Source organism: Streptomyces sp. NPDC006385, from assembly GCF_040612485.1.
In the GTDB taxonomy this organism is placed as follows: domain Bacteria; phylum Actinomycetota; class Actinomycetes; order Streptomycetales; family Streptomycetaceae; genus Streptomyces.
On the sequence record NZ_JBEXQG010000007.1, the window covers coordinates 32,447 to 45,133 of the forward strand.

Below are 12,687 nucleotides of genomic sequence, written 5' to 3' on the forward strand. Positions count from 1 at the left end.
GCCCGGGTCGCCGGGAGTTTCCGCGAGGCGTACGTCACACCGCGGCGCGGGCGCAGCACAGCTTGCGGAACGAGGGCCTCGTAGGGCGAATTTCTGCAGCTCAGTGTGGGTGCGCACGGGAGTTCCGGTGCCGCCGGACGGGTCGGGGTGTCCCGGTCCTCGGGCATGGAACGCAAAGAATTGGACAGGCGGACCCGGGTCGGCCGCATGATGGAAAGGCCGCAGACATTCAAGAACGCGTAAGGGAGTCGCCGTGAGGGTCGGAATCGTCGGAGCCACCGGGCAGGTCGGCACGGTCATGCGCAGGATCCTCACGGAGCGCGACTTCCCGGTCACCGAGCTGCGCCTGTTCGCCTCGGCCCGCTCGGCGGGGACGGTCCTGGACGGCGTGACCGTGGAGGACGCGGCCACGGCCGACTACACCGGCCTGGACATCGTCCTGTTCTCGGCGGGCGGCTCGACCTCCAAGGCGCTGGCGCCGAAGGTCGCCTCCCAGGGCGCCGTGGTGATCGACAACTCCTCGGCCTGGCGCCGCGACCCCGAGGTCCCGCTGGTCGTCTCCGAGGTGAACCCGCACGCCATCGCCGACCGCCCCAAGGGCATCATCGCCAACCCGAACTGCACGACGATGGCCGCGATGCCGGTGCTGAAGCCGCTGCACGCGGAGGCCGGGCTCCAGGCGCTGGTCGTCGCCACCTACCAGGCGGTGTCCGGCTCGGGTCTGGCCGGCGTGGACGAGCTGTTCGAGCAGGTCAAGAAGGTCGGCGACGACGCGCCCAAGCTGACCCACGACGGTTCGGCGGCGGACTTCCCCGCGCCGAACAAGTACGTCGCGCCGATCGCGTACAACGTGCTGCCGATGGCCGGCTCGATCGTCGACGACGGTCTGAATGAGACCGACGAGGAGCAGAAGCTCCGCCACGAGTCCCGCAAGATCCTGGAGATCCCCGAGCTGAAGGTCTCCGGCACCTGTGTGCGCGTCCCGGTCTTCTCCGGCCACTCCCTCCAGGTCAACGCCCGCTTCGCCCGCCCGATCAGCGTGGAGCGCGCCAAGGAGCTGCTGGCCGGCGCCCCCGGCGTGGCCCTCACCGACGTCCCGACCCCGCTCCAGGCGGCCGGCCAGGACCCGTCGTACGTCGGCCGCATCCGCACCGACGAGACGGTCGAGCACGGCCTCGCCCTGTTCCTCTCCAACGACAACCTCCGCAAGGGGGCCGCGCTGAACGCGGTGCAGATCGCGGAGCTGGTGGCGGCGGAGCTGAAGGGCTGACGCCGGTACACATACGAAAGGGGCGCCCGCCGGTGAACGGTGGGCGCCCCTTCGTCGTGTTCAGAGTGCCAGTTGCTGGCGCAGCGCTTGGTCGGTCTCCTTCAGCGCGTGCGGTGGCACGACACCGATGCGGTGGCCGAATCGCGACAGGTCGAGCGCCCGGATCTGCTCGCACCGCGCCTTGGAGTCGACTCTCAGGCCACACTCCGCTGCATGCAGGAAGACCTGGAACGGCCGTACATGTGTGACGTTGGAGGTCACAGGCACCACCGCCAGGACGCCGCGCCCCGCCCGGTCGGCCATACGGTTCGCGGCGTTGTTGGTCACGAGGACCGCCGGGCGCCTCTTGTTCGCCTCACTGCCGACGACCGGCTCCAGATCCACCAGGTAGATGTCACCGCGGTTCATCAGAAATGCCGTCCCCCGCCGTACGATCCCACAGCTCCGCATCCTCGCTCGCGTACCACTCGTCCCAAGCCGCGAGGTACTCCTCCTCAAGAGCTGCTTCGCGCGGCATCTGAATGGCGTCGTGTATCACCGCGGATCTGGAATCCGCCGCTTTCTTGGCGGCGTACTCGTCGACGAAGGCGACATCCTCCTGCGGCAACCCTGCACACCTCGCCCCCCGACCCCCCGGCTGAACCGTCGGAGACAGCCGTGCACCTCACATGGAAGGATGACCGAACCGCCGAACCTACACATATCGAGGAGATGACCGCGTGCCTGGCACAAACCTGACCCGCGAAGAGGCTCAGCAGCGGGCGCAGCTGCTCACCGTCGAGTCCTACGAGATCGATCTCGACCTCTCCGGCGCGCAGGAGGGCGGTACCTACCGGTCTGTCACCACGGTGCGCTTCGACGTCGCCGAGACCGGCGCGGGGTCGTTCATCGACCTCGTGGCCCCGACCGTCCACGAGGTGACCCTCAACGGCGACGCACTCGACCCGGCCGAGGTCTTCAAGGACTCCCGGATCGCCCTGTCCGGCCTGCTGGAGGGACCCAACGTCCTGCGGGTCGTGGCGGACTGCGCCTACACCAACACCGGCGAGGGCCTGCACCGCTTCGTCGACCCGGTCGACCAGCAGGCCTACCTCTACACCCAGTTCGAGGTCCCGGACGCCCGCCGCGTCTTCGCGTCCTTCGAACAGCCCGATCTGAAGGCCACCTTCCAGTTCACCGTGAAGGCGCCGGACGGCTGGACCGTCATCTCCAACTCGCCCACCCCGGAGCCCAAGGACAACGTCTGGTCCTTCGAGCCGACGCCGCGCATCTCGACGTACATCACGGCGCTCATCGTCGGCCCGTACCACTCCGTGCACAGCGTCTACGAGAAGGACGGCCAGTCCGTCCCGCTCGGCATCTACTGCCGGCCCTCGCTCGCCGAGTTCCTCGACTCGGACGCGATCTTCGAGGTGACCCGGCAGGGCTTCGACTGGTTCCAGGAGAAGTTCGACTACCCGTACCCGTTCAAGAAGTACGACCAGCTGTTCGTGCCGGAGTTCAACGCGGGCGCGATGGAGAACGCGGGTGCGGTGACCATCCGCGACCAGTACGTCTTCCGGTCCAAGGTGACGAACGCGGCGTACGAGACGCGCGCGGAGACCATCCTGCACGAGCTGGCCCACATGTGGTTCGGCGACCTGGTCACCATGGAGTGGTGGAACGACCTGTGGCTGAACGAGTCGTTCGCCACGTACACGTCCATCGCCTGCCAGGCGTACGCGCCCGAGTCGCGCTGGCCGCACTCGTGGACCACCTTCGCCAACCAGATGAAGACGTGGGCGTACCGCCAGGACCAGCTGCCGTCCACCCACCCGATCATGGCCGAGATCCGCGACCTGGACGACGTGCTCGTCAACTTCGACGGCATCACCTACGCCAAGGGCGCCTCCGTCCTCAAGCAGCTCGTCGCCTACGTCGGCGAGGACGAGTTCTTCCAGGGCGTCCAGGCGTACTTCAAGCGCCACGCCTTCGGCAACACCCGCCTGTCCGACCTGCTGGGCGCCCTGGAGGAGACCTCCGGCCGTGACCTGAAGACGTGGTCGAAGCAGTGGCTGGAGACGGCCGGCATCAACATCCTGCGCCCCGAGATCGAGACGGACGCGAGCGGTGTGATCACGTCCTTCGCGATCCGCCAGGAGGCCCCCGCGCTGCCGACGGGCGCGAAGGGCGACCCCACGCTGCGTCCGCACCGCATCGCGGTCGGCCTGTACAACCTCGACGACGCGTCGGGCAAGCTGCTCCGCGACGAGCGCATCGAGCTGGACGTGGACGGCGAACTGACCGCCGTACCGCAGATGTCGGGCACGCGCCGCCCGGACGTGATCCTCCTCAACGACGACGACCTGTCGTACGCGAAGGTCCGCCTGGACGAGCAGTCGCTGGCCTTCGTGACCGAGCACCTCGGCGACTTCGAGGCCTCGCTCCCGCGGGCCCTGTGCTGGGCGTCGTCGTGGGACATGACGCGCGACGCCGAACTCGCCACCCGCGACTACCTCTCCCTGGTCCTGTCGGGCATCGGCAAGGAGTCCGACATCGGCCTCGTGCAGTCGTTGCAGCGCCAGGTGAAGCTGGCGATCGAGCTGTACGCCGCCCCGGCCGCCCGCGAGAGCCTGCTGACCCGCTGGACGGACGCCACGCTGGCGCACCTGCGCGGCGCCGAGGCGGGCAGCGACCACCAGCTGGCCTGGGCGCGGGCGTTCGCGGCGACGGCCCGCACGCCGGAGCAGCTGGACCTGCTGGAGGCCCTGCTGGACGGCTCGCAGTCGATCGAGGGCCTGGCCGTCGACACGGAGCTGCGCTGGGCGTTCGTACAGCGGCTCGCGGCCGTGGGGCGCTTCGACGAGACGGAGATCGCGGCCGAGTACGAGCGGGACAGGACGGCGGCCGGCGAGCGGCACGCCGCCACGGCCCGTGCGGCCCGCCCGACCGCCGAGGCCAAGGCCGAGGCGTGGTCGTCGGTCATCGACTCCGACAAGCTTCCCAACGCCGTTCAGGAAGCGGTGATCGGGGGCTTCGTCCAGACCGACCAGCGTGAGCTCCTGGCCCCCTACACGGACAAGTTCTTCGAGGTGGTCAAGGACATCTGGGACGCCCGCTCCCACGAGATCGCCCAGCAGATCGCGACCGGCCTGTACCCGTCCCTCCAGGTCTCCGAGGAGACCCTGGCCAAGACGGACGCCTGGCTGGCCTCGGCCGACCCGAACGCGGCCCTGCGCCGCCTGGTCTCGGAGTCCCGCTCGGGCGTGGAACGGGCCCTGAAGGCCCAGGCTGCGGACGCGGCGGCGGAGCGGTAACGGCCGTCCCAGGAACGTCTGTCGGGGCGTCCGGTCCTGGACCGGACGCCCCTTGGGGCACCGCAGGCGTACACCTGCTGACCGCCGTCAGCCCCCGCAGGGGCGAGGGCGCCAGTCCCAGATGTCCGGGTGATCGCCGAGCCGGGCCAGTGCGATGGCTGGCCTGACGGGGTGAAGGTCGTCGAAGGCTCCATCACCCGCCCGCTGGAGTGCGCCCCTGCCTTCGACGGTGTCGAGGCCGTGTTCCTCGCCGGTGCCCATCCGTCGACGGTCCAACTACGAGGAGGCGTATCCGCCCGACACGTGGTTCTGGCCGGCGATCGAGAAGGCCGCCGCCGCTCTGCGACATCGACACGGTCGAGCTGACAGCACATCGGCCTGTTCCACGGGGAGGGGTAGCTCAACACTAAGCTACTTTCACTCAAGCGGCTTTCTGCCAAGCTACTTCCTTGCGGGTGATCGTCCGGCGCCCGATACTCGACCCATGAGTGCACGCCCGCCCCGGCGCAGGGACGCCGTCGACGCGATCATCGACCAGTGGGCGCAGGTGCGGCCCGACCTCGACACGACCGCGATGGAGGTGTTCGGCCGGATCCACCGCCTCACGCAGACGGTGGGCGCCCGGATGGAGACGGCGTACGCCCGGTTCGGGATCTCGCGTGGCGAGTTCGACGTCCTGGCGACCCTGCGCCGCGCCGGCGAGCCGTACACCCTTCCGCCCCGCCGGCTCTCGGCGACGCTGATGCTCACCACGGGTGGCATGACCGGCCGCCTCGACAAGCTGGAGCGAGCAGGGCTTCTTCGCCGCTCCCCCGACCCGCACGACCGCCGGGGCCTCCAAGTCACCCTCACCGAGAAGGGGTTGGCCCTCGTCGACGAGGCCGTCACCGCCGGACTCGCCGTCCAGATGGAAGCCCTGTCCGTCCTGGACGACGACCAGGCCGGCCAACTGGCCGACCTGCTCCGGGACTTGCTCACGGCGACATCCGAACCCAGGTAAGGAGTTCACTCACCCCAGGTGAGCGGCGACCGCCCGCCGAACCGTCGCCGCGTCCGCGCCCTCCGCCGCCCAGGCCACGTATCCGTCGGGCCGCACCAGCACGGCCGTACGGCGGCCGCTCGCCCAGCGTTCCACGGTCAGCCGGTCCTTGCGGGCACCCTGCCCGTCGTACGCCATCGGGGACTCCGGTCCGATCAGCACGAACCGTCCGCCGCGCAGCGCCTCGTAAAGGCGACCGCTCTCCAGGGCGGCGTCGGGGACGCGCGTGCCGACCAGGGGGTGGGAGCCGCGCGGGGCGGCGTACTTGTAGCCGATGCCCGAGATCTGGGCCAGGGCCTTCGCCCGGGCGGGCCGGGCCGCGGCGAGGAAGGCGGCGACGAGGGCGCGTACGGCACGCAGCACCGGGCTCTGCGCCCGCGCCAGCCGGACCAGCCCGCCACTGCTGCGCAGCACCGCCCTGCCGACCGGATGACGCTCGGCCTGATACGTGTCCAGCAGCCCCTCGGGCGCCCAGCCCCGCACGGCCGCGGCGAGCTTCCAGCCGAGGTTGGCCGCGTCCTGGAGACCGGTGTTCATGCCCTGGCCGCCGGCCGGTGAGTGGACGTGGGCGGCGTCGCCGGCGAGGAAGACCCGCCCGACCCGGTACTCGGGCGCCTGTCGCTCGTCGCTGTGGAAGCGGGAGAGCCAACGCGCATCGTGCATGCCGTAGTCGGTGCCCAGGGCGCGGCGGGTGACCTCCCTGACCTCGTCGAGGTCGAGCGGGGTGTCGTCGGGGACCTCGTGGCGGCGGTTCCAGCCCATGACCCGGTACCAGCCGTCGCCGAAGGAGACGATCCCCGCGAAGACGTCGCCCGCTCCGTCGATGGTGAGCACGCTGTCGGGCCGCTCGGTGAGCCGGACGTCCGCCAGGAACAGGGACTTGATGACGGAGACGCCGGGGAAGGGCATGGCGAGCGCGCGGCGTACGGCGCTGCGGTGGCCGTCCGCGCCCACGGCGTACACGGCGCGGCGGGTGACGACCGCGCCGTCCGGGTCGCGGATGTCGAGGTCGACCCCGCTGTCGTCCTGCCGCAGCCCCACGACCTCGTGCTCGAAGAGGAACTCGACGCCGAGCTCGCGCGCCCGCCGCTCCAGCAGTCGCTCGACCTCGTACTGCGGAGTGATGAGCAGAAAGGGGAAGCGGGACGGCAGCGTGCCCAGGTCGAGGGAGAGACGGCGGAACAGTCGCAGCTCGGTGATGGTGGTGCCGGTGGCGAGCAGGTCGTCGGCGATGCCTCGGGCGTCGAACTGTTCCAGGGTGCGGGCGTGGACGCCGAACGCGCGGGAGAGGTTGCTGATGCCGTGGGGGCGCTTCTCGACGAGGGTGACGCGTACGCCGGCGGCGGCGAGGTCACCGGCCAGGAGGAGGCCGGTGGGGCCGGCGCCGACGACGAGGACGGGGACGGGGACGGGGTCGGGGACGGGGACGGGGTGGTGGGTGGTGCCGGTCATGGCGGCCTCCTCCAGAGTGCCAACACTTGTTGGTCAACGCCTGTAGGCAAGCCTAGGGCCGCCCGGACAGCCGGGTCAACAGGTGTTGGCCTACAAGCGTGGACCTACTGCCGTTGGCCTACGATCGTTGGCATGACCGAACGCAAGGCCCCCACCCCACCGCGCCGCTCCGACGCCACCCGCACGGCGATCCTCCACGCGGCCCGCGAGCGCTTCGCGGCCGACGGCTACGAGCGCGCCACCATCCGCGCCATCGCCAAGGACGCGAACATCGATCCGTCGATGGTCATGCGCTACTACGGCAACAAGGAGGGCCTGTTCGCGGCGGCCGTCGCCATCGACCTGCGGCTGCCGGACCCGGCGTCGTTGACCCGGCACGACGCCGGCCGGGCGCTCGTGACGCACTTCCTGGCCATGTGGGAGGAGAACGAGGTGCTCACCGCCCTGCTCCGGGTCGGCGTGACCAACCAGGCCGGGGCCGAGCGCATGCGGGGCGTCTTCGGGGACCAGTTGCTGCCGCTCGCCCGCCAGGTGTGCCCCGACCCCGAGCAGGCTCCGGCGCGGGCCGCGCTGGTGTCGTCACAGCTGCTCGGACTGGCGCTCACGCGCTATGTCCTGCGCTTCCCGCCCGCGGTGGCACTGACTCCCGAGGAGGTCGTGGCCTGGCTGGCGCCCACGGTGCAGCGGTATCTGACGGCGCCCTACCCGGCGCCGCATCCGGGGACGTGAGGGCCGCCGGCGGGCGGACGCGCCGAGGGCGCCGGCCTCGTCCACGTACGGCGGATGCGCGTACGTACGATGGGGTCGGCGCCCTCGGGAAAGTGCGCGGCGGACTCGAAGAGAGCCCCGCGTCAGACCTTGGCGTCGGCGTTGGCCTTGGTCTGGATGTTGGAGCTGGTCGTGTCCTTCTGCTTGTGCGACCTGTCCAGGACCATGACCAGGCCCGCGATGACCGCGAACAGCACGATCGGGGCCAGGACGAACTGAGTCACCGTCTCGATCACGCTCAGACCCTGACCGGGGTCGTCGCCGTCGTCACGCGTGAGCGCGAGCGCGGGGGACGACATGAGCAGCATCATCAGCGTCGTACCGGCAGCCAGGGCGCCGGCGCGCAGGGCGTTCTTCTTGTCCACGGTCCCAAAAGTACAGAACCCCACGGCTGGCCGCGCGCCCGGGGTGCCGTATCGCCCGCCCGCACCGACGGCACCGCACCGACGCCACCACTCCGACGGCACTGCTCCGAAGCCACCGCACGACAACGCCGCACGACGTCACCCGCGCCGAGCGATCCCGTCCCGCAGCACGTCCACCAGCGCCCGCACCCGCGGTGAAGCCGCCAGCTCCTCCAGGGTCACCGGCCTGCCCTCCGCGTCCGCGATCGGCAGCCGCCAGTTCGGGTACTGGTCCCACGTGCCCGGCAGATTCTGCGGCCGGCGGTCACCCATGCCGTCCGGGAGCCAGATGCCGACCATGCGGGCCGGGGTCCGCAGCAGGAAGCGGTGGACGGCCTGGATCTCGGCCTCCTCCTCCGAGGCGCAGCGCCCGCCCCCCGTGCCCCGCAGCAGCCCCAGCCGGGACAGCAGCTCCAGCCACTCCCCCGTGTCCGCCGAAGCCTCCGCCCGCTCCTGCTCCAGGGGCCGGGTCAACAGGCCGAGGCTGTCGCGGAGTTCGACGTGCTCGCCGGTGAGACGGGCCGCGGTGGGCGGCAGATCGTGGGTCGTGGCGGTGGCGAGGCAGTCGGCACGCCAGGACTCCGGCGGCAGGGGCCGGCCGTCCCCGCCCCAGTCCCGCTCGAACCACAGCACCGACGTGCCCAGCACACCCCGCGCACGCAGCTTCTCCCGCACCCCCGGCTCCACCGTGCCGAGGTCCTCCCCGATCACCACCGCCCCGGCCCGGGACGCCTCCAGCACCAGGATCGCGAGCATGGCCTCGGCGTCGTAACGGACGTACGTCCCCTCCGTCGGCGGATGCCCCTGCGGCACCCACCACAGCCGGAACAGCCCCATGACGTGGTCGATCCGCAGCGCGCCCGCGTGGCCGAACAACGCCCGCAGCAGTCGGCGGTACGGCGCGTACCCCGACTCGGCCAGCCGGTCCGGCCGCCACGGCGGCAGCCCCCAGTCCTGGCCGCGGGCGTTGAAGGCGTCCGGCGGCGCCCCCACCGACATGCCGGCCGCGAAGTACTCCTGCTGCGCCCAGGCGTCCGCGCCCCCGGGGTGCACCCCGACGGCCAGGTCGTGCACGATCCCCACCGGCATCCCCGCCTCCCGCGCGATCCGCTGGGCGGCGGTGAGCTGGGTGTCGGTGAGCCAGGCGAGACGGCAGTGGAAGTCGACGCGGTCCATCAACTCCCGTCGCGCGCGGGTGGTTTCCGGCGATCGAGGGTCCCGCAGTCCCTCCGGCCACCGCTGCCAGTCGGAGCCGTGCACCTCGGCCAGCGCGCACCACGTGGCGTGGTCCTCCAGCGCCTCGCCCTCCCGCGCGAGGAAGTCGGCGTACGCGGCCCGCCGCCCCGGCCCGAGCGGTACCTCGCGCAGCAGTTCCAGCGCCTCCCGCTTCGCGGCCCACACCGCGTCCCGGTCGATCAACGCGTCCTTCTCCAGCACCGCCTCACGCAGTCGCCCGGCCCGCTCCAGCAGCGTCCGCACCCGCTCGCGGTCCGCGACGTACGCGAACTCGGGTACGTCCTCGATCCGCAGATGCACCGGGTCGGGGAAGCGGCGGGAGGACGGGCGATAGGGGGAAGGGTCGGTCGGGGCTCCGGGTACGGCCGCGTGCAACGGGTTGACCTGCACGAATCCGGCGCCGAGCGCCCGGCCGGCCCAGGCGGCGAGCTCGGCGAGGTCACCGAGGTCGCCCATGCCCCAGGAGCGGCGGGAGAGGAGGGAGTAGAGCTGGACGAGGAGGCCGTACGAGCGTCCGGGCGGGGTGGGCAGGCCGGGCGGGGCGACGACCAGGTGGCTGGTCGCCGTACGGCCGTCGGGGGCGGTGACCGTCAAACGGTGGACGCCGGGCAGGAGTTGGCCGACGGCGTCGGTGGTCTCGCCCTGTTCGGTCTCGATGCGCAGCCGGGTTCCGGAGGGCAGCGCGGGCAGCGCGGCCAGCGCGTCGGGCTCGGCGCCGCTCCAGCACACCACCGTCGGCGGCAGCAGCCGCTCACTCAGCTCCCGTTCCCGCGCGGCGAGCGCGGCATCGACGGCAGCGGGTGTCCTCGCGTCGACGTCGAGTGCGGCGAGGGCGAGCGTGAGGGCGGTGGCGGAGGCCGTGACCGTGCGGTCCGCGGACGGCTGATAGGAGGTGGCGACGCCGTACAGTTCGGCGAGCCGGGACAGATCGTCGGAGGGGAGCCCCTCGGGACCACCAGGGCCCTCGGGCGCCTCGGGCTCGGGTTCCCTTGGTTCCGCGGGCTCCTCGGTTGGGGCTTCGGCCGACCGCTCTGCTGTCATCTACGGCCTCGTGGCTAGGTCCATGTCCATACGGTGTCCATACCCATGTCCATACCCATGTCCATGCCCGTGTCCCAGGTGGCCGCCTCACTCGTCAGCGGCGCGGCATCGGCGAGCGGCGGCTCACTGGTGAGCGGCTCGGCGTCGGGATGGGGCGGTTCGCTGGTGAGGGGGATCTCGGCGCAGGCGCCCTCGGCGCTGAAGACGCAGGCGTGCATCTCGGGCTCGAAGGGCGCCTCAGGTTTGGACAGGGCAGATGCTGTGGGCACGGGGGCCTCCTTGTGTCGAGTACGGCTTGGCGGTTACCGCAGCCCTACCCAGCGGGCGCGGCGGCAGACGTACCGACCACAACAACGTGCCTCGCCTCACATTCTGCCGCCCCCGCGCCTCGACGCCTCCAGGTCGCGAACGTATCGCTGATTCCCCGCTTCTCCCGGAGCGTGAACCGGCTCCCCCCACCTCGTCGATAGACGGGGTGTGAGACTGTTCCGCCCCATGGGGGGCCATCGGGAGATCGACGAGGGGGACTCGGACGCGGCGCTGTTGCGTGCTGTCGCGGGCGGGGACTCGGCGGCGATGGCCGTGCTGTACGACCGCCACGCGGGGTGGCTGCACGCCCGGCTGAGCCGGCGCTGCGCCGATCCGGAGGTCGTGCGTGAGGTGCTCCAGGACACGTTCGTGACGGTGTGGCGGTCCGCGGACGCGCACCGGGGCGAGCAGGCCGGCGGCTGGCTGTGGACCATCGCGGCGCGACGCCTGGTCGACGCGCTGCGCGTGCGGGAGCGGGCGGCTCGGCTGGAGACCATGCCGATGGACGAGGCCGGGGCCGGGGCCGGGGTCGGGTACGCCGCCGCGACCGCGCCGTCCGTGGAGGAGCGGGTGCTGGCGGGGCTGGAGTACGGCGATGTCGGCACCGCCCTCGACCGGATCTCGCCCGAGCTGCGCGAGGTGCTGCGCGCCACGGTCGTCGACGGGTTGACCACCCGGGAGACGGCCCGGCTGCTCGGCATCCCGGAAGGCACCGTCAAGTCCCGCGCGATGCGCGCCCGTGCCGAACTGCGCGCCGCCCTCGCCCAGTTGAGCCCGTCCCCGTTGGGAGGCCCGGCATGACCGAATGGCATGCGTCCGACCACGTCGTCACCCGGTACGCGAACGGCTCCCTGCCGGATGGCGACGCCTGGTCCCTGGAGAAGCACCTGGAGTCCTGCGGCACCTGCGCGTCCCGTGTGTCGAGCGCGGTGCGGCGGACGCCGGCGGGCGTGGTGCTGGCCGAGCTGCGGGAGGCGGTGCTGGGGACGGCACCGAAGGATGTCCGAGCGGCGGAGGTGCGTGCGGCGGAGGTGCGTGCGGCGGAGGTGCGTGCGGCGGAGGTGCGTGCGGCGGAGGTGCGGGCACCGGCTCCCCCGCGGACTCCGGCACCGACGTCCGTACGGCCGCCCCTCAGCGACATCCCCGCCCGTGCCTCACGGCGGCTGCCCGTCCCTGCCGTGGGCTCCCGGCTCACCCAGGTGCTGTGGGCCGCCGGGCCCGCGGTGCGCGGGGCGTGGTCGTTGGCCGTGTTGTTCGTCGCCCTCGGCGCGGTCGTGCTGGCCCGAGGCGTCGGCTTCGACGGGGCACGGCCCTTGCTGCTGGCCGTCGCTCCCGTCGTACCGGTCCTCGGGACCGCCCTGTCCTACGGCGCGCACGCGGACCCGCTGCACGAGATCACGGCCGCCACCCCCTCGGCCGGGCTCCGGCTGGTGCTGACCCGGACGGCGGCCGTGCTGGCGGTGAGCCTGCCGTTGCTGACCCTGGCGGGGCTGCTGCTGCCGTCCTCGGGTGCGCCTGCCGCGGCCGCCTGGCTGCTGCCCGGGCTCGCCCTGACGCTCGCCTCGCTGGCCCTGGCCGGTTGGGTGGGGGTCCGGGCCGCCACGGCACTGACGGGCGGCGGCTGGCTGTGCGCCGTACTCGCCCCGGTGCTCACCGAGCAGGGCCGGCTGAGCGCACGTCTGGCCGACCAGCTCTCGGCATGTCTCGACGGCGCCGCCGCACAGGGTGGCTGGGCCGGGGCGGCCCTCGTCTGCGCCGCCCTGCTGGCCACGCGCCGCACGGCCTTCGGCCGACTGCAACACCGTTGACCGCGGTCCGGGCCACCGCCCGCGAGCGGTACGGTCCGGCCCTCGTCAACGGAGCGGGCGAGGC

General features: G+C 72.1%; 13 protein-coding genes. 6 read left to right on the forward strand and 7 right to left on the reverse strand.

The features are described 5' to 3' along the window. Positions 1–253: 253 nt before the first annotated feature. A complete protein-coding gene (locus ABZ078_RS07365; protein ID WP_356572538.1) occupies positions 254–1,270 on the forward strand; it encodes an aspartate-semialdehyde dehydrogenase in 1,017 nt (338 codons plus the stop codon). Positions 1,271–1,330: 60 nt separating this feature from the next. On the opposite strand, the gene ABZ078_RS07370 is transcribed toward ABZ078_RS07365, so the two are convergent. Beyond that, on the reverse strand, positions 1,331–1,678 hold the full coding sequence (locus ABZ078_RS07370) for a type II toxin-antitoxin system PemK/MazF family toxin (protein ID WP_356572540.1): 348 nt from the start codon (positions 1,676–1,678) through the stop codon (positions 1,331–1,333). Beyond that, positions 1,665–1,877 carry an antitoxin gene (locus tag ABZ078_RS07375; RefSeq protein WP_356572542.1) on the reverse strand — a complete coding sequence of 71 codons (213 nt, stop codon included), beginning with the start codon at positions 1,875–1,877 and terminating at the stop codon, positions 1,665–1,667. The genes ABZ078_RS07370 and ABZ078_RS07375 overlap by 14 nt, the downstream gene beginning before the upstream one ends. Positions 1,878–1,989: 112 nt before the next feature. Between ABZ078_RS07375 and pepN the strand changes: the two genes are divergently transcribed. Continuing rightward, the gene (gene pepN / locus ABZ078_RS07380; protein ID WP_356572543.1) at positions 1,990–4,566 is read left to right on the forward strand and encodes an aminopeptidase N; all 2,577 of its coding nucleotides are present in this window, start codon (positions 1,990–1,992) and stop codon (positions 4,564–4,566) included. Between the two features lie 87 nt (positions 4,567–4,653). Here pepN and ABZ078_RS07385 read toward each other — a convergent pair whose 3' ends face one another. After that, on the reverse strand, positions 4,654–4,827 hold the full coding sequence (locus ABZ078_RS07385) for a hypothetical protein (RefSeq protein ID WP_356572545.1): 174 nt from the start codon (positions 4,825–4,827) through the stop codon (positions 4,654–4,656). Positions 4,828–5,050: 223 nt separating this feature from the next. On the opposite strand from ABZ078_RS07385, the gene ABZ078_RS07390 reads away from it, so the two are divergent. Continuing rightward, positions 5,051–5,566 carry a MarR family transcriptional regulator gene (locus tag ABZ078_RS07390; RefSeq protein WP_356572547.1) on the forward strand — a complete coding sequence of 172 codons (516 nt, stop codon included), beginning with the start codon at positions 5,051–5,053 and terminating at the stop codon, positions 5,564–5,566. Between the two features lie 9 nt (positions 5,567–5,575). On the opposite strand, the gene ABZ078_RS07395 is transcribed toward ABZ078_RS07390, so the two are convergent. Next, positions 5,576–7,057, reverse strand: coding sequence for an FAD-dependent monooxygenase (locus ABZ078_RS07395; protein ID WP_356572549.1), 1,482 nt, complete (start codon positions 7,055–7,057; stop codon positions 5,576–5,578). Between the two features lie 132 nt (positions 7,058–7,189). Between ABZ078_RS07395 and ABZ078_RS07400 the strand changes: the two genes are divergently transcribed. Continuing rightward, complete coding sequence (locus ABZ078_RS07400; protein ID WP_356572551.1) at positions 7,190–7,786, forward strand: TetR family transcriptional regulator; 597 nt, start codon at positions 7,190–7,192, stop codon at positions 7,784–7,786. Positions 7,787–7,908: 122 nt separating this feature from the next. Here the strand turns inward: ABZ078_RS07400 and ABZ078_RS07405 are convergent, their stop codons facing one another. The 3 genes from ABZ078_RS07405 to ABZ078_RS07415 all read right to left on the reverse strand — a co-directional run bounded on the left by ABZ078_RS07405 (position 7,909) and on the right by ABZ078_RS07415 (position 10,724). Further along, positions 7,909–8,190 (reverse strand): hypothetical protein, encoded by a 282-nt coding sequence (locus ABZ078_RS07405; RefSeq protein WP_356572553.1) that lies wholly within the window; start codon positions 8,188–8,190, stop codon positions 7,909–7,911. Between the two features lie 138 nt (positions 8,191–8,328). Next, on the reverse strand, positions 8,329–10,506 hold the full coding sequence (malQ, locus tag ABZ078_RS07410) for a 4-alpha-glucanotransferase (RefSeq protein ID WP_356572555.1): 2,178 nt from the start codon (positions 10,504–10,506) through the stop codon (positions 8,329–8,331). Between the two features lie 14 nt (positions 10,507–10,520). Beyond that, a complete protein-coding gene (locus ABZ078_RS07415; protein ID WP_356572840.1) occupies positions 10,521–10,724 on the reverse strand; it encodes a hypothetical protein in 204 nt (67 codons plus the stop codon). Between the two features lie 277 nt (positions 10,725–11,001). Here ABZ078_RS07415 and ABZ078_RS07420 point away from each other — a divergent pair, with 277 nt between their 5' ends. Beyond that, complete coding sequence (locus ABZ078_RS07420; protein WP_356572557.1) at positions 11,002–11,616, forward strand: RNA polymerase sigma factor; 615 nt, start codon at positions 11,002–11,004, stop codon at positions 11,614–11,616. Next, positions 11,613–12,623: a zf-HC2 domain-containing protein gene (locus ABZ078_RS07425; protein WP_356572559.1), complete on the forward strand. Its 1,011-nt coding sequence runs from the start codon at positions 11,613–11,615 to the stop codon at positions 12,621–12,623. The genes ABZ078_RS07420 and ABZ078_RS07425 overlap by 4 nt, the downstream gene beginning before the upstream one ends. The last annotated feature ends 64 nt before the right edge of the window (positions 12,624–12,687 follow it).